Origin of the sequence: Staphylococcus kloosii (genome assembly GCF_032139365.1) — a bacterium.
GTDB lineage: Bacteria > Bacillota > Bacilli > Staphylococcales > Staphylococcaceae > Staphylococcus > Staphylococcus kloosii_A.
In genome coordinates, this window is sequence record NZ_JAVTDB010000088.1 from 1 (window position 1) to 17995 (window position 17995).

At 33.2% G+C, this 17995-nt stretch carries 17 protein-coding genes; 12 read left to right on the forward strand and 5 right to left on the reverse strand.

Translation table 11 applies throughout. The features are described from left to right. Positions 1-1353, reverse strand: a 1353-nt coding sequence (dnaA, locus tag RPL90_RS12365) for a chromosomal replication initiator protein DnaA (RefSeq protein ID WP_313550158.1), incomplete at its 3' end; no start/stop codon positions are given. A 686-nt stretch (positions 1354-2039) separates the two neighbouring features. Here dnaA and rpmH point away from each other — a divergent pair. The 9 genes from rpmH to RPL90_RS12985 all read left to right on the forward strand — a co-directional run bounded on the left by rpmH (position 2040) and on the right by RPL90_RS12985 (position 10050). Then, positions 2040-2177 carry a 50S ribosomal protein L34 gene (gene rpmH, locus RPL90_RS12370; protein ID WP_000240855.1) on the forward strand — a complete coding sequence of 46 codons (138 nt, stop codon included), beginning with the start codon at positions 2040-2042 and terminating at the stop codon, positions 2175-2177. A 165-nt stretch (positions 2178-2342) separates the two neighbouring features. Then, entirely contained in the window at positions 2343-2690 is a 348-nt protein-coding gene (gene rnpA / locus RPL90_RS12375; protein ID WP_313550171.1) for a ribonuclease P protein component, read from the forward strand. 138 nt (positions 2691-2828) lie between these two features. After that, positions 2829-4208 (forward strand): tRNA uridine-5-carboxymethylaminomethyl(34) synthesis GTPase MnmE, encoded by a 1380-nt coding sequence (gene mnmE / locus RPL90_RS12380; RefSeq protein WP_313550207.1) that lies wholly within the window; start codon positions 2829-2831, stop codon positions 4206-4208. Between the two features lie 16 nt (positions 4209-4224). Further along, a complete protein-coding gene (mnmG, locus tag RPL90_RS12385; RefSeq protein WP_313550174.1) occupies positions 4225-6102 on the forward strand; it encodes a tRNA uridine-5-carboxymethylaminomethyl(34) synthesis enzyme MnmG in 1878 nt (625 codons plus the stop codon). Between the two features lies 1 nt (position 6103). Next, positions 6104-6820, forward strand: coding sequence for a 16S rRNA (guanine(527)-N(7))-methyltransferase RsmG (gene rsmG, locus RPL90_RS12390; RefSeq protein WP_313550177.1), 717 nt, complete (start codon positions 6104-6106; stop codon positions 6818-6820). A gap of 37 nt (positions 6821-6857) precedes the next feature. Further along, complete coding sequence (gene noc / locus RPL90_RS12395; RefSeq protein WP_313550180.1) at positions 6858-7694, forward strand: nucleoid occlusion protein; 837 nt, start codon at positions 6858-6860, stop codon at positions 7692-7694. Between the two features lie 182 nt (positions 7695-7876). Beyond that, positions 7877-8395: a hypothetical protein gene (locus RPL90_RS12400; RefSeq protein WP_313550183.1), complete on the forward strand. Its 519-nt coding sequence runs from the start codon at positions 7877-7879 to the stop codon at positions 8393-8395. Positions 8396-8513: 118 nt separating this feature from the next. Continuing rightward, complete coding sequence (locus RPL90_RS12405; RefSeq protein ID WP_313550186.1) at positions 8514-9578, forward strand: WD40/YVTN/BNR-like repeat-containing protein; 1065 nt, start codon at positions 8514-8516, stop codon at positions 9576-9578. A 28-nt stretch (positions 9579-9606) separates the two neighbouring features. Then, positions 9607-10050, forward strand: a complete 444-nt coding sequence (locus RPL90_RS12985; RefSeq protein ID WP_398573870.1) for a DUF6841 family protein — start codon at positions 9607-9609, stop codon at positions 10048-10050. Positions 10051-10092: 42 nt separating this feature from the next. Here RPL90_RS12985 and RPL90_RS12415 read toward each other — a convergent pair whose 3' ends face one another. Next, complete coding sequence (locus RPL90_RS12415) at positions 10093-10788, reverse strand: nucleoside hydrolase (protein ID WP_313550210.1); 696 nt, start codon at positions 10786-10788, stop codon at positions 10093-10095. A gap of 109 nt (positions 10789-10897) precedes the next feature. Continuing rightward, positions 10898-11842 (reverse strand): CorA family divalent cation transporter, encoded by a 945-nt coding sequence (locus RPL90_RS12420; protein WP_313550192.1) that lies wholly within the window; start codon positions 11840-11842, stop codon positions 10898-10900. Between the two features lie 416 nt (positions 11843-12258). On the opposite strand from RPL90_RS12420, the gene RPL90_RS12425 reads away from it, so the two are divergent. Further along, positions 12259-13392 (forward strand): FAD-dependent oxidoreductase, encoded by a 1134-nt coding sequence (locus RPL90_RS12425; RefSeq protein ID WP_313550195.1) that lies wholly within the window; start codon positions 12259-12261, stop codon positions 13390-13392. Positions 13393-13683: 291 nt separating this feature from the next. On the opposite strand, the gene RPL90_RS12430 is transcribed toward RPL90_RS12425, so the two are convergent. After that, positions 13684-14568 carry a patatin-like phospholipase family protein gene (locus tag RPL90_RS12430; protein ID WP_313550198.1) on the reverse strand — a complete coding sequence of 295 codons (885 nt, stop codon included), beginning with the start codon at positions 14566-14568 and terminating at the stop codon, positions 13684-13686. Positions 14569-14783: 215 nt separating this feature from the next. Further along, positions 14784-15839 (reverse strand): DUF418 domain-containing protein, encoded by a 1056-nt coding sequence (locus RPL90_RS12435; RefSeq protein WP_313550200.1) that lies wholly within the window; start codon positions 15837-15839, stop codon positions 14784-14786. A gap of 216 nt (positions 15840-16055) precedes the next feature. Between RPL90_RS12435 and RPL90_RS12440 the strand changes: the two genes are divergently transcribed. Then, on the forward strand, positions 16056-16736 hold the full coding sequence (locus tag RPL90_RS12440; protein WP_313550203.1) for a DUF5694 domain-containing protein: 681 nt from the start codon (positions 16056-16058) through the stop codon (positions 16734-16736). A gap of 26 nt (positions 16737-16762) precedes the next feature. Continuing rightward, complete coding sequence (locus RPL90_RS12445; protein WP_313550205.1) at positions 16763-17773, forward strand: siderophore ABC transporter substrate-binding protein; 1011 nt, start codon at positions 16763-16765, stop codon at positions 17771-17773. The last annotated feature ends 222 nt before the right edge of the window (positions 17774-17995 follow it).

The following is a 17995-nucleotide window of genomic DNA, read 5'->3' on the forward strand; positions in this document are numbered from 1 at the left end:
TTGATTTCTTATTTCTTTTTCAAGATTTTCTACTTCTTGTTTAAAAGTTGGATCGTTTTTTGTGTCGGTACTAATTTTTTCATGAGCGTGGATAACAGTTGTATGGTCACGTCCGCCAAATTCTTCTCCAATTTTAGGGAGTGAAAAATCGGTTAATTCGCGTGATAAATACATTGCTATTTGCCGCGGATAAGCGATGGATTTAGTACGTTTTTTGGCACTAAAGTCTTCGATTCTCACGCTATAATAGTCACCGACAACTTTTTGAATATCCTGAATCGTAATCTTTTTAGATTTAGGTGCTTGAATAATATCTTTAAGTGCTTCAGCAGTTAATTCAGTAGTTATTGATTGGCCATGTAGTTTTGAAAAAGCGAGTACACGTGTTAGCGCCCCTTCAAGCTCACGAATATTTGATTGAATTTGATTTGCAATATAAGTTAATGCTTCTGTCGGAATATTTAAGTTCTCTTCCTCTATTTTCTTTTGCAATATCGCCATTCTAGTTTCGTAATCAGGAGGCGTAATATCAACAATTAAACCCCATTCGAAACGTGAACGTAAACGATCTTCAAGTTTCGAAATTTCTTTTGGTGGTCGATCACTAGAAATAACAATTTGTTTATTAGCTTGATGAAGTTCATTAAAAGTGTGGAAAAATTCTTCTTGCGTTTGTTCTTTATTTTGAATAAATTGAATATCATCTATAAGCAATACATCAATGTTTCTATATTTTTCTCTAAAGCGTTCTGTTTCGTTATCACGAATAGATTTAATGAACTCGTTTGTAAATTTTTCACTTGATGTATAGATCACTTTTGCATTTGGATTGTTGGCTAAAACATAATGCCCAATAGCATGCATGAGATGGGTTTTGCCTAGACCAACCCCCCCATAAATAAATAATGGATTATACGCTTGGGCTGGCGCTTCGGCTACTGCCAAACTTGCAGCATGTGGGAATCTATTCCCTGGTCCAATTACGAAAGTATCAAATGTATTATGTGTGTTAAATTGTTCTCCACTCACCATTGCTATATCAACACTTTGAGGCTGCTCTTTTTCTTGTTTATCAACAGCAGTTGACTTGTCGTTCATCGATTCGAGTTGATTTTTTGAATAGAATTTTGGTGTAACTTCTTCGCCAATCGTTTTATATAGTAATGATTGGACTATTTCAGCATATTTAGTATTTAACCAATTTGCTACGAAATCCTCGTCTGTCACGATAATAGCTTCATTATCACGTAGAGCGTGAATTTCAGTATCTTTTAAAAATGTAGTATAACTTGTTTCACTAATTTCTTCTCTAGCTAATGAAAGTACTTTCTCCCAGATTTCTTGTTCTGACATAATAACTAACTCCATATTCCATAAATTTTCGACTTATACACAGAAAACACATACGTGGATAAAAATAATCACAACATGTTGATAATTATCCACAAGTTAATAACAATCAGTGGATAACTTTTAACATATCATGATTTATACACAGCTTTTTGTACATAATCTAATAAAATAAACCCTATAACTATCAATATTTGATGACTTATCCACATAATTATACTTTTTAACAGCGCAACCTGTCAAATGCCTGTGAATATGTTAGTAAATAACCGAATAACTTGTGAAAATGTAACATATTATCCACAGTTTTTCCATTTAGAATTGTGTATAAGTGGATAAATCAACTTAAGTTTTATTTTTCTGTTTATCACAGTTTGGGAAATAAAGTATATCCATTGTATGGAAAATGAATAATAATGTTCGTATATTTAAAAACGCCACTAATACAAGGTTTGAACGTTCGGTTTTTCTGTAAAGCGTCATTTAATAGATAGTAGTTGAGCCAAAATGAGTCAATAGGTCAATTAAAATTGTGCTTGCTTTATAAATTGGAATTTGTTATATTTTAGTAGTTGCTTGAATTATGACTAGAAATTAGTAAAGTTAAATCAAGACTAATTAGCAGAAACGTATACTTAATTTATCTATATAATAGTTAGATAACTGAATAAAGATGGAGGTGTTTTTGCATGGTAAAACGTACTTATCAACCAAATAAACGTAAACATAGTAAAGTTCATGGTTTCAGAAAACGCATGAGCACTAAAAACGGACGTAAAGTCTTAGCACGTCGTCGTCGTAAAGGCCGTAAAGTTTTATCTGCATAAGATCACTGACTCATCAGTGGTCTTTTTTTTGATTTTAATTAGCTATTTCAGTGATTAAAATTTTGTTATTATACGACTATATAATGAAGATTAAATATTACGAGTGGTTAATATTTGAGATATATAATTTTTTAATTGAAGATATGGACAGGCGAGTGATTGTGAGTGGAAAAAGCTTATCGTATTAAAAGAAATAAGGATTTCCAGTTTATTTATAAAAATGGAAAATCTGTCGCAAATAAGCAGTTTGTTGTATATATTAAACACAAAGAAGAGTTAGAACATTTTAGATTAGGTATAAGCGTCTCTAAGAAGTTGGGTAATGCTGTTGTGAGAAACAGAATTAAGAGGGGAATAAGAGAAAACTTTAAAGTGCATAAAGACGATATTATCCCTGTAGACATAATAATTATAGCAAGGCAGCCAGCTAAAAATATGACCGCATTAGAAATACAATCAAGCTTAGAACACGTGCTTAAAATAGCTAAGGTATTCAACAAAAAGATTAAATAATTTTAGACTGTCGCATGTCTTACTTCAGACAAACCGAAGGCTATCCGTACGATTAATAGTCAATATGTTAGCTTTTTCTAAAGAAAATCTTTACAATATTACAGTAATAAATTATGTGATAAGGAGGCGAGAAGGATGATGGAATTAGACACGATTACTAGTATCTCCACACCGATGGGGGAGGGGGCTATAGGCATTGTACGTTTATCAGGCGTAAACGCAATTGAAATAGCAGATAGTTTGTACCGTGGTAAACAAAAGTTAGCTGATGCACAGACGCATACGATTAACTATGGTCATATCATTGATCCAGAAACAGATGAGGTTGTAGAAGAAGTAATGGTTTCTGTGTTACGTGCCCCTAAAACTTTTACTAGAGAGAATATAATAGAAATTAATTGTCATGGTGGCATATTAACTATTAACCGCGTACTAGAATTAACAATGACTCATGGTGCACGCATGGCAGAACCTGGTGAATTTACGAAAAGAGCATTTTTAAATGGGCGTATCGATTTATCCCAAGCAGAAGCAGTTATGGATTTTATACGTTCTAAGACAGATCGTGCTTCTAAAGTCGCTATGAATCAAATTGAAGGCCGTTTAAGTGATATGATTAAGCGACAACGTCAATCCATTCTTGAAATCCTTGCACAAGTTGAAGTGAATATTGATTATCCTGAATATGATGATGTCGAAGATGCAACGACAGAATTTTTACTTAAGCAGTCTCAACACATTAAAGGTGAGATTAATAAATTACTAGATACAGGTACCCAAGGTAAGATCATGCGTGAAGGTTTATCTACAGTAATAGTAGGAAAGCCTAATGTTGGAAAATCTTCGATGTTAAACAACCTAATTCAAGATAATAAAGCTATCGTAACTGAAGTAGCAGGTACAACGAGAGATACTTTAGAGGAATATGTTAATGTCCGTGGCGTTCCGCTTCGTTTAGTCGATACAGCCGGTATAAGAGATACGGAAGACATTGTTGAACGTATTGGCGTAGAACGTTCTAGGAAAGCACTTAGCGAAGCAGATTTAATATTATTCGTCTTAAATTATAATGAACCATTAACACATGAAGATAAACAATTATATGAAGTAATTAAAAATGAAGACGCAATAGTTATTATTAATAAGATGGATTTAGAACAAAATCTAGATTTAGATGAAGTATATGAGATGGTAGGGGAGACACCTCTTATAGAAACCTCAATGTTAAAACAAGAAGGTATAGATGAATTAGAAATACAAATTAGAGACTTGTTTTTTGGTGGAGACGTGCAAAACCAAGATATGACTTACGTTTCAAATTCACGCCACATTTCGTTACTGAAGCAAGCGCGTAATGCGATACAAGATGCAATTGATGCAGCCGAATCAGGAGTGCCTATGGATATGGTACAAATTGATCTGACGAGAACTTGGGAAACTTTAGGTGAAATTATTGGAGAATCGGCTAGTGATGAACTTATCGATCAATTATTTAGTCAGTTCTGCTTAGGAAAATAAAAGGAGGAAATAATTTATGGCTCAAAAATATGATGTCATTGTAATTGGAGCCGGACATGCTGGGATTGAAGCAGGTTTAGCATCAGCTAGACGTGGTGCAAAAACGTTAATGTTAACGATTAATTTAGATAATATTGCGTTTATGCCTTGTAATCCATCAGTTGGAGGGCCGGCTAAAGGCATTGTTGTTCGTGAAATCGATGCATTAGGTGGCCAAATGGCAAAAGCGATTGACCGTACACATATTCAAATGCGTATGCTAAATACTGGGAAAGGCCCAGCAGTACGTGCGTTACGTGCGCAAGCGGATAAAGTATTATATCAACAAGAAATGAAACGCGTGATTGAAGAAGAAGATAATCTAGAAGTAATGCAAGGTATGGTCGACGATTTAATTATTGAAGACGACGTAATCAAAGGTGTGCGCACAAATATTGGTTCAGAGTATTATGCAGAAGCAGTTATCGTAACGACAGGTACATTTTTACGCGGTGAAATTATTCTTGGTAATATGAAATATTCAAGTGGTCCAAACCACCAATTACCTTCAGTAACATTAGCTGATAATTTAAGAGGTTTAGGTTTTGAAGTTGTTAGATTCAAAACAGGTACGCCACCACGTGTTAATGCCAAAACAATCGATTATGATAAAACGGAAATTCAACCTGGTGATGACGTAGGCAGAGCGTTTAGTTTCGAGACGACTGAATATATTTTAGATCAATTACCATGTTGGTTAACTTACACAAATGAAGAAACACATAAAGTTATTGATGATAATTTACATCTTTCAGCAATGTATTCAGGCATGGTTAAAGGTACTGGTCCGAGATACTGTCCATCAATTGAAGATAAATTTGTACGTTTCAATGATAAACCACGTCACCAACTATTCTTAGAACCAGAAGGTCGTTCAACTAATGAAGTATATGTACAAGGACTATCTACAAGTTTACCTGAACATGTACAAAGACAAATGTTAGCTACAATACCTGGTTTAGAGCATGCTGATATGATGCGTGTAGGTTACGCAATCGAATACGATGCGATTGTGCCTACACAACTATGGCCAACATTAGAAACTAAGAAAATTAAAAACCTATATACTGCTGGTCAAATTAACGGTACATCAGGCTATGAAGAAGCGGCAGGACAAGGTATTATGGCGGGTATTAATGCAGCAGGCAGAGTGCTTGGTAAAGAAGCAACAATCTTAAGTCGTTCTGATGCATATATCGGTGTATTGATCGATGACTTAGTAACTAAAGGTACGAATGAACCATATCGTCTATTAACTTCTCGTGCCGAATATCGTTTACTATTACGTCATGATAATGCAGATTTACGTTTAACAGATTTAGGTTATGAGTTAGGCATGGTTTCAGAAGAACGTTATGCACGTTTTAATGAAAAGCGTGATTTGATTAAAGCCGAACAAGATCGTTTAGCGTCAATCCGTGTTAAACCACATGCACGCGTACAAGAAATAATTGAATCTCACGGTGGTTCAATTCTAAAAGATGGTATTTTAGCTATTGAATTGTTACGTCGTCCTGAAATGACTTATGACATTATTTTAGATATTTTAGAAGAAAGTTATAAGTTACCAGCAGATGTTGAGGAGCAAGTTGAAATTCAAACTAAATACGAAGGTTATATCAATAAATCATTACAACAAGTTGAAAAAGTAAAACGTATGGAAGAGAAGAAAATTCCTGAAAACATCGATTATTCTAAAGTAGAAAGCCTAGCGTCAGAAGCACGTGAAAAACTTAAAGAAGTTAAGCCATTAAATATTGCACAAGCATCACGTATTTCTGGTGTTAATCCTGCAGATATTTCTATTTTATTAGTGTATTTAGAACAAGGAAAAATCCAAAAGGTGGATAATTAACATGAGTATACAATGGTTAACTGACCAGCTGGCAGAACAAGATATAATTTTATCTGAACAACAGCAACAGCAATTTCAAAAGTATTACGCACTACTATTTGAATGGAATGAAAAAATGAATCTTACGAGTATCACAGACGAACATGACGTTTATTTAAAACATTTTTATGATTCAATAGCGCCGAGTTTTTATACTGATATGGATAAAGATTATAGTATTTGTGATGTTGGTGCTGGTGCAGGTTTTCCTAGTATTCCATTAAAAATCGTTTACCCTGAGTTGAAAGTTACAATTGTTGATTCTTTAAACAAGCGTATTCAATTTTTAAATCATTTAGCAGCTGAACTAGAATTAGAGCAGGTGAGCTTTGTGCATGATCGTGCTGAAACATTCGGTAAAGGAGACTGCAGGGAGTCTTATGATATTGTTACAGCGAGAGCCGTGGCACGACTTTCAGTGTTAAGCGAGTTATGTTTACCACTTGTTAAAAAAGGTGGTCGATTTATAGCATTAAAATCGACCAAAGGTGATGAAGAATTAGATGATGCTAAATTTGGGATTGGTATTTTCGGTGGTAAGCTAGAACAAATGATTTCGTATGAATTACCAGAAGATGCTGGTGAACGACAAATGATGATTTTCGAAAAGCGAAGTCTGACACCTAAAAAATATCCTAGAAAACCAGGTATGCCGAATAAATCACCATTAACAAAATAGTAGCAATAACAACTAATTTAGAGGGAGCGCATTAATTATGAAAAAACCTTTTTCTAAATTATTTGGTTTAAAAAATAAAGATGACATCGTTGGTTATATCGAAGAGGAGTACAATAATAATGTTGAGTCTATACACATTGAACGCATCGTCCCTAACCGTTATCAACCAAGACAAGTATTTGAGCCAAATAAAATAAAAGAACTTGCAGAATCAATAGCTGAACATGGCTTACTTCAACCTATCGTTGTGCGTCCAATTGAAGAGGATATGTATGAAATTATTGCTGGTGAACGTCGTTTTAGAGCGTTACAATCACTGCAACATACGCATGCCGATGTGATTATTCGTTCGTTAGATGACGAAGAGACTGCAGTCGTAGCTTTGATTGAAAATATACAACGTGAAAATTTATCTGTGATTGAAGAAGCGGAAGCGTATAAGAAATTATTAGATATTGGTGATACGACGCAACACGAGTTGGCTAAAAGTGTTGGAAAGAGTCAAAGTTTTATCGCCAACAAATTAAGATTATTAAAACTTGATCCTAAAGTGATAGAGCGCTTACGTGAGAATAAAATTACAGAACGACATGCGCGTGCCTTATTAAGCCTATCTCAAGAAGATCAAGCTGAGATGGTAGAGCAGATTATAAGCCAGAAGTTAAACGTTAAGCAAACAGAGGCGCGTGTAAAACAAAAAGTTGGTCCTGAAAAAGTTAAAGCACAGAAATTTCAATTTTCTAAGGATTTAACACAGGCACGTGACGAAGTAGGTAAAAGTATAGAAGCAATAGAAAAATCAGGTATTCAAGTTGAACATAAAGGCAAAGAATACGATGATTATTATGAAATTAAAATTAAATTATATAAATAGTCACTTTGAAAGCTCTAATTTTCCATTCCCTATGCGAGAATTAGAGTTTTTTAATTTAGAAATACCTGATATGACATAAAATAATTTTTTATTATTATTGACTTGTAATATGTAAGACATTAAATTTAATTTAAAGAAACTGACAACAGCAAAGAATCAACAGAAAATGAGGGATGATCGACATGAAAATGAGGCTTGCTAGGCAGCAACTGATATATTTTATTATTATGTATATCAGTGATTTAGTAATTTCTTATTTTATAAGTAAGAAGATAATAGCAGATGAGTTCAATAAATTATTAGGAGAAGACATAGCAAATGAGCTAATCATTAATATTTTAGCCATAATAGCAATAATTATTGCCGCATGCTTTATAGTAGTCCAAGCTGTTATTTATAAATTTCTAGTTAAAGTGATAGGTGAAAAAAGAAAGTTCACTTTAGGAATTAATTTGTATTTAATCATGCTGTCAGTCTTACCAGGTACTATTATGATGCTTGTTCTCGTTTTAACTTTTAATGGTATAACTGAACAATCAAATACGTGGATTACTTATATCACTAGTATAATCAGTGCCATAATATACTGTATATTGTTATTACGCTTTGGTTTAATAGCAAAGCAACAAATGTCTATTCTCTTATCAGTATTATTGTTTGTAAACATAGTATTCAGTAGTTTGGCTTTTATATATCTATAAAAACTGTGATGATAAGAAACAAGTTGCTTTCGTTGCTTCCAATAAAAAAGAGTAATATGTTTAAACTATAATATAGACTGAATAGCTTAAAAATTATTGAGAGTAGAGTGATGTTTGTATGAAACAATTTATAGTAACTTATGATAATGCACTACTTTTATTTACACAGGAGCATGATGAATACCGTATCGAATCTAAATTTAAAGGTGCTAATCCCATTGCCGTAACGCAAGATCCAATTAATCCGAATATAATGTATTGTGGCACTTTTGATCGTGGGTTATGGAAAAGTGACGATAGTGGTGAAACGTGGATACCGATAGGCACACGATTTAAAAATAATGATGCTTTCAAGCAAGAAGATATACACATGACGCGTGTCACTTCTGTAAAAGCATACAAAAATGAAGATGGGAAATCATCTATGTTACTCGTTGGAACTGAACCAAGTGCCTTATTCGTTTCTTATGATCAAGGTGCAAGTTTTGAAATAGTAACTAATTTTTCACACATTGAAGGGAAGGATAAGTGGTTCTTTCCACCGAGACCGCATACACATCATGTAAAATGGCAGGCAAGTAACTTACAACAACCACAAAATATATTTGTCACAATAGAAGCGGGCGGCATGCTATATTCAGAAGATTACGGACGAAGTTGGCAAGCAAATAAAGCGAGTTATGCACCTGTAGACATTCATGTACTACGTATACATCCAACTATACCTAATAAATTGTATGGCGTATGTGGAGATGCCTTTTTAAATACTGGTCATGGTACAGTTATTGAAAGTACTGATTATGGTGCCACATGGCAAGATATCAACGAAGGCATTGAAGCAAAATACGGCTATAGTTTAGCAGTAAATGAAGATGATCAGCTTGTTATTGCAACGGCTAAGTCTCCATATAAGGCACATAGTTATACAGATGATACAGAATCAACAATTTATTATCGTCAAAATGACAAAGATGCCAAGTGGATAGAGGCAACGGAAGGCTTACCGGAACAACAAGGTACTATTATTTCAGCGTTAACTGAATATGAGGGTGTATTCTATGCAGCAAATAATAAAGGCGTCTTTTATTCAGAAAATGGCGGCCAACAATGGCAACAACTTAACGTTAATTGGCCACATGAATTTACTAACCAACATGCACATCAAATAATCCCGATAGTTTAAAGTTGAAGGATAAAGGTGGTTATTAGTTATCGATAAATTCACTTTTGAAAAACAGGTAACTACATTTTTTCAAGCGTATGAAAGGCAGTTTAATCAAGCAATAAAACAACAAAGCGATACAGAAACATTAAGTCAATTTTATGCAGAATCATTTATTGCTGCTAATCCTAATGCCATAAATACTGGCTACAACAATGAAACGTTCCTACAAATGATGCATGAGGGCTATAAATATTATCGAGCGATAGGCACACAAGAAATGAAGTTTTTAGACGTCTCGGTGACTAAAATAGATGAGCTACACGTTATAGCCCATACGACATGGCAGGCAACTTATCTTAAAAATGGTCATGAGATAACAGTTCCATTTAACGCGCATTATTTACTACAAATACGGCAAAATAAGCCAGTTATATTTGGATGGATAACCGGAGATGAACAGCAACTATTACAAGCATATGGCATTATATAAAAAAGGAGGGTAACTCATTTGAGTTCCTTCCTTTTTTAATTATTAATATTTTGATATAGCCGCTATCATTAATTTCCAAAAACCTTCAACATCAAGTTCTACACCAAACTTAGCGTTAAATGGCTTATGAGTCACACCAACTAAATCTACACAAGTAGTGCCAAGTGTGTATGCTACCTTTGTTTCTATAGATATATTAACGTCCTTAAATGTAAATAAATTAGGTGCGATACAATAAGCAATAGTTAGTACGTCGTGAAGCGGTGGTCCATCGTTAAAATTAAAACTTTCTTTATATGTGTGAGCAAGAAATGTCAACAAGTCACTAACGATATTAGCTACTGGATTGTCGATATTGTTTATTTGTTTTATAACTTTTTGTGTAGCTATTGCCTGATGTGTAATGTCTAGACCCATAACAGTAATAGGTAATCCACTATCAAAAACCTTTTTAGCTGCTTCAGGATCTGCCCATATATTAAATTCAGCAGTCGGTGTCCAGTTACCAAATGTACCGCCACCCATAATGACAATCTCTTCAATATTTTCTTTGATTTCAGGTCTCTTAGTGAGTGCCAAAGCTACATTCGTTAATGGACCTGTGGCCACAATAGTTACAGGTTTCTCGCTTTGTTTAACCTTACTTATAATCATATCCGAACCATGTTTATCGCTCCATGAACGGGAAGGTTCAGGAAATTCAGGTCCATCTAACCCTGATACGATTAGACCACTTATCGCTTTTTTACACGACGTACATCTTGCTCGTTATTATCAAAAACAACATAAGTTTAATAAATAAAAGTATATATAAACTCCCCGATTAATCATAGCCTGGGGAGTTTTCTTAAAACCATTTTTTCTTTTTAAATAATAAGATTAACCAAATGGTTATTATTGCCATTATGGCAATAAAGATGAAATAGCTATACTTCCACTGTAGTTCTGGCATAAATGAAAAGTTCATACCATACCATCCAGTTAATAAGGATAGAGGGAAGAAAATAGAGGTAATCATCGTAAGTACGTTCATGACGTTGTTAATTTTGTTTGAACGATAAGATTCGTTATTATCTTTAATTTCCTCGGTAATGCTTTCACTGGCTGCTAAAGTATCATTTTGTTTTTTTAGTCTGTTTTGAATATGTTTAATAAGTCTGCGATTTATAGGGATTGAAGCAAGCACATTATTCTCTGTAACGTCATCTATCATTTGTTGCATAGGCAATAAGACGCGTTTTAGTTTAATGATTTCCGAGCGTATATCAAATACGTCATCCATTAATTTATTGTTTTTGGTCACATTCACGTTCCTATATTCAAAAGAAAATACAGTATCTTCAATATCATTTACATATTTAAAGTAACTGTTGGTTATATTATCTAAAATTGCTAAAGTAATGCTTTCGTTATCAAACGTAAGCTTACCATTTTGTACTTGTTCAATGACTTGATCAAGTACTGCAATATTATTTTCATGTACTGTTACCATCAAATTTTCAAAAGCTGTAATACTTAAAGGATTGGCTGAAAAATCATTGTTTGTAATGGCATGGAATACAAAATACTTATTTTTTTGATGCGCATCAACATCAATTTGGGGTCGTGAAATTGTATAGATAGACTCTTCAATTTTATGCTTATCCAAACTAAAATGATGCTCCAGAAAATCTTTGTCTTCATCAGATGGATGACGACTGTCATACCATATAAACCGCCCGTCATTAGGTACACTAGCGTTATTGTCGGTAACTACGACTTGTTGCTGGTCGTTTTTAAATATAAAACGCATTGTTTCGTCCTCCAATAAGAATAGGATATTAATATGTATTTACCTGAATATTATTAGAGTTAATCATAATTTGAGAAATAAATTGACTGGTATGAATTGCTAGTTTACAACGGTTATGGAGGCTAATAGGTATTTGTGCAGTAGGAGAGCATAGCCAATGAAATATTATTTGAGCAAGCATGACTAGCAATTTGTATGTTGGTGGAGATATTGTAATTTCAATAGTAAAGAAGACATACCTACACATGAATCTATAAATCACGAACTATAAGCGGATTAAATTAATAACTTGATCTATTTCGATATATTGTTTATATTACGATATATCGAAATAAAATAATATGCTTGGAAACATAATTTTTGCTAAACCAAGAATATTAATATATGTAAAATTAAACCTTAAAGGAGACAGCTCAATGAAAAAAGATACAAATGAAATTGCGATTATTGGTGGAGGCATAGGTGGATTAACATTAGCCAGAATTTTATATGTTAAAGGCATTCCTGCAAAAGTATATGAATCTGATGCTTCACCTAATGCGCGTACACAGGGCGGACAATTAGATATTCATGATTATAATGGTCAAATAGCATTAAAAGAGGCCAACTTATGGGAAGAATTTACTTCTATAATCCATGAAGGCGCTGATGCCGTGAGATTTTTAGATACTGATGGCAGCATATTATTAGATCTGCCAAGTGATGAATCAAATGGTCGACCAGAGGTTTTAAGAGGTTATTTAAGAAAAATTCTAATAGATTCTTTACCTTCTGATATGATTATTTGGGATAAAAAAGTTAGCAATGTTCAAGAGATAGCAGATGGAAAATATCAAGTCGATTTCCAAGATAACACTTCTATAACTAGTAATATTCTGATTGGCGCAGATGGCGCATGGTCAAAAGTTCGTAAGGTATTAACAGATGTTAAACCTGAATATAAGGGTACTACGTTTTTAGACGCTTACTTATATAATGTTGATGAAAAATATCCTGAAACAGCACATGCTGTAGGACAAGGAGCTTGCTTTGCGCTATCACCTAACAAAGGCATGACAGCACATCGTGAGCCTAATGATACCATTCATACTTATATTCAATTAAATTGTACAGCAGAGTGGATTAAAAACATCGATTTTTCAGAGAAAAAAGCATCAATTGATACTATTTCATCACAATTTGAAGGATGGGCACCAGAATTATTGTCATTAATACAGGATAGTGATACTCATATTATTCCGCGCATGATTTATGCTTTACCGGATAAACATCGTTGGACTGCTAAAAGTGGTGTTACTTTAATAGGGGATGCTGCACATTTAATGGCACCGTCTGGGGAGGGCGCTAATTTAGCAATGATAGATGCTTATGACCTTGCCAATGCTATTGAAAATAACTTTGATCATATCGATGTAGCAATTGAAGCGTATGAAAAGAAAATGTTTCCGCGAAGTGAAGAAGAAGCTAAAGAGTCTCATGAAGCTTTAGATAACGTGTTAGGAAAAGATAGTCCCCATAAACTTATTTCTTTTTTCAAAGAAAGTAATTAATTGTCACAAATAAAGAAAAGAGCGTGTATGTGCACGCTCTTTTCTTTATATTATTCAAATCTCACTCTGGGTGAGTAATATAAGTTTTTGGTCATTATAAGAACACTTAATTACGTTAAAGATAATAGCTTAAACAATCTATAATCACATTTAATTCTATATTGATGTTTATCTTGTGATATTAGCTATAGTAATCCTAATATTCGCTTTGCCTGCTGTTAACTTAAAAAAATCATAGCCTAAATAACGCTTTATTCCAAATTTTATACAATCATTCACCGGCTAAAAATTTTATTGCCAGTGTTTTAATTCGTCTAAGGCGTCACGTCCTATCATTTTTCCTTGTTGATAACCAGCATCACCAATTTCTTTTATATGTTGTGATGAATAAATATTTGTTCCTATTATATTTCTACTATTTTGATCTGGTGTTATTAATGTTACGTTGCTATTTACTTTCAGGGTTTCAACATCTTCATAAACTGAAGGAACTAAACCTTGTTTCTGATCTAACGGTGCCAAGATGATAATATCTTTATAATTTGCCATTAGTTGTGCGTTGGTGGAAGAAATCATGCCACCGTCTATCCATGAAGCGTCGAGCATATCAACATGTGGCCATATACCTGGGACTGCACCACTTGCCATAACTGCTTCAATTAAACTTATGCCACTTGATTCATTAAAGACTTCAAGTGCTCCGGTCTGAGCATTAATAGCGGTAATTTCCAGTTGAGGTGTCCAATCCACATTACCTATTCTTTTACGTACTGAACGCTCTCGCTCTTCAAGCGATACTGGAGAAGGATTTTTATTAATAATATCACCTAGGTATTTACCAATGACTTGTTCATCTGTCTTTCCTTGCACAAACGCTTCGCGCCATAATTCAAATAAAGATGGATCTAGTTGTGCGTTATCTGTATTGTCTCGGTTAATTGCTAGTTGTGCGTTATCTGTATTGTCTCGGTTAATTGCTAGTTGTTCATAGTAAGTCTTCATATTTTGTCCATGTGCTAAAATTGAGCCGACGTAAGATCCTGCTGAACTTCCTAGTATTTTATCGGCATGGTTCACAAGAACACCAGAATCAATTAATCCAGCTAAAACGCCAGATTCCCAAGCAATACCTGTAATACCGCCTCCGCCTAATCCAAGCGCTTTTTCATTTATCATTTAAACATCTCCATATAGTTAATGTACGTTAAACAAATATTCGTTTTTAGAATACAATATATATTATCCTATAGAGATATATTTGTTAAGTATTTTTAACGTTTTCTACACGAGGTGATAACAATATAATCGAGGAATATTGAAACATGCTTAATAGCTAAAAGTAGTTATGGACATATAGTTTATAACGATCAATCCTTGATTTTAAGAAAGTATTAATTTTTCGATCTTTTAATTGGCTGTATTTTTAAATATGTGCCACAACGCCATAACCATTCTAAAGGACCGAATAAGAAGTAATGCATCCATATAAATGAAAATAAAAGTTGAAACACTATGACTAAGCCATATAATAACAGCATACCGTAAACATGAACGGTGTAGTTTGAAAATATGGGTGTGAAAATAACGACACCTATAATTGTTTGACCTAAATAGTTTGTAAATGCCATTTTACCATAGGGTATAAGCAGGGTTAGTCCTCGTTGGAAAGGTCGGAATTGGTATACAAGGATAATAGATAAAATATAAAACATACCAATAATCGGACCGCTGTTTTGTTTAAACGTGTGTAACATGTCTTGATTTTGGATTAATAGTGTAATTGACCATAAAGTTATTGTTATTAACAATAATATAAGCCAGTATATTTTTAATTTTGGTAATAGCGCTTTATTCGTAAAAATGCCTAAATAATAAAGTGCTTGTCCTAATAACATATGTCCTAATGTTGACAACATGACCATCAATAAAACAAAGGAATTAATTAAAGAAGGAATGTGAACCCCCTTTATTTCCAAAAACTTAATTAATACTGGCAATAAGTTTCCCAATGCAATTAATAAAAGGCCAAAACTTAGTTTGATTTTAGTAGAAAATTTTTGGAATAATAGCAGTATGATTGCCATAGCAGCATATAGCTTAAGAATATCTCCATTCCATAAAAAAGAACTGAGTGCACCCACAATGAAAAGGATAATCATTCGACGAATATAGACCCAAATCGTTAGGTGTTTCTGTTGTAAATTAGTTATAAAAATAGAGGAGCTAACACCAAACAAAAATGCAAATATAAAATGAAATTTGTTTAAGCTGAACATTTCTATATAATTAATCATTTTACTGTCAAAAGCGTCAATTTTTATACTTTTTATATCAGAGGGCTCAAAATAATGAATATTGATTAATAGAATACCAATGATTGCTACACCGCGTATAACATCAATGATATTAATCCTTGATAATGAAGCTGTACCTTTTCGTTCGTTCATTTTATCCCTCGTTTCTTTTAATATAATGCACATTCTACAAGTAAGCGTAGGCGATGAAAACAAATTTTTCCTTACAATTTTGTCACTTTAAAGGTTAAGCATATAAAAAATTTAATTGTATATGAGCATAGACATGTTATAATTGAGAAAAGTTCTCAATTATAACATGTCTATTTTTTAGAAATTATATAAAAACGACTATGGAGGTCTCCCAATATGAATACCATATACATAGTTAATTTGCCCCACATCAGAGGAACAGAAGAAGAATTAAGTCAATATAAACCCTTAGATTACTATTATAAAGAAGGCATTGCTGTATCAAATTATCTCAATCAGTTTAATCCAGAAGCATTATTTATTGAATTAGATAAAGCTAATGAACATGAAATTGCTAAAGATTTAATACAATTAGAGCGCAATAAATCACCCTCATATTTTACAGAGTTTCATTTTGCAGCCATGCCTCTTTCGCTATTAAGAGGTATTGACATTCATCCTATAGATGATAACGATAAAGCACAGAGAAAAGTCTTACAAAATAAAGCTGAAACAATGTTACAAAATAATAAACCGGACCTATATCAGCAAATGACTGATTTTAAAAGTCAGCATAGTCAAGCAAAGGATAAGAAAGGTAGCATGCTATCTTCTATGCTAAATCAATCGAGGGAAGTCATTCCATTAGAGAAATATTTTTACATGCTTATGCAAGCTGGAGATGTAGGAATACAATTCATCAATCATTGGTCACAAAGAAATTATAAAATGGCAATGAATACAATAGAGAAGGCAAAAAATTATAAGTGCTCTATGCTATTTGTCGGTAAATCTCATAGCAGATATTTAAAATTTATATTCGAGTCTACAGGTCTCTTTAAAGCAGTCATTATATAAAAATAAAAAACGAGGGTGTTAATTAAATGAAAAAATTTATCTTACTTATAGTTGTAGCGGTTTTATTGTCAGCATGTGGCCAAAGCAAAAGTAATGAAAAAAAGAAAGATGTAGTAAAAATTAAAACGAAATATAATTTACGTGGAGACAGAAAAGATGGTAAAGATGCTGAAGTTAAAAAAGGAACTGTTACTATTCCCAAAAATCCGAAACGTATTGTCACTTTTGATTATGGTGCAGTCGATACGATTAAGGCACTAGGTCATTCATCAGCGATTAAAGGTATTGCAAAAGGTAAAAACGGAGAAAGTCTACCTGATGATTTAGCAACCTTTAAGCAAAAAAAATACGCTAATGTTGGAGAATTAGGTAAACCCAATTATAATGCTGTTGCGAAACAAAAGCCAGATTTAATTATATTCTCCGGACGTACGGCTAGCAAACAAGTACTCGACGAACTCAAAAAAGCAGCACCGAATGCAAAATTGTTATACATAGGTACAGACGATGAGCAAACGTTAAGTTCTATTAAAAAAAATACAAGAGATTTAGGGAAAATATTTGATGAATCATCTAAAGCACAAAAATATATAAAAAAATTAGATGATATTAGTAATGATACAAAAAAAATAGCAGCAAAAATAAGTGATAAATCAATGATACTACTAACGAGTGAAGGTGAACTTTCAACATATGGGCCTAAAGATTGTTTTGGTGGCTTGATATATAATGAAATAGGAATGAAACCAGCTGATGAAAAAATAAAAGCAGGGCCTCATGGGAAACCTGTAAGCTTAGAATATGTAGCTGAAGAAAATCCAGATATTATTTTTGCTATGGATCGAGACAAAGCTACTTCTGGAAAAGGGACGAGCAGCAAAATTTTGAACAATGATGTATTAAAAGAAGTTGCTGCTGTTAAGAAAAAACAAATTGTAGAATTAGACCCTAAAGAATGGTACTTCTCTACAAATGGAATTCAATCTAGCATCAAGCAGGTAAAAGAACTTAAAAAAAATATTGAACAATTAAAATAAGCACAAAAAGAGGTCTTGGTAAATGAGGCCTCTTTTTCATAATTTATTGAGAAAAAATTACTTTTTATAGGTAATATTACAATATATTACGTTAACTAACGTACAATTACGCTTTTAAAGCTGCTATGGCAGACTTGAAAATTATTACAGGAAAAGCTGAAAGACGCTAATTGTAAAATAATGAAATACCTTTTTCACTTCACTGTAACTCACGCAGTGTTT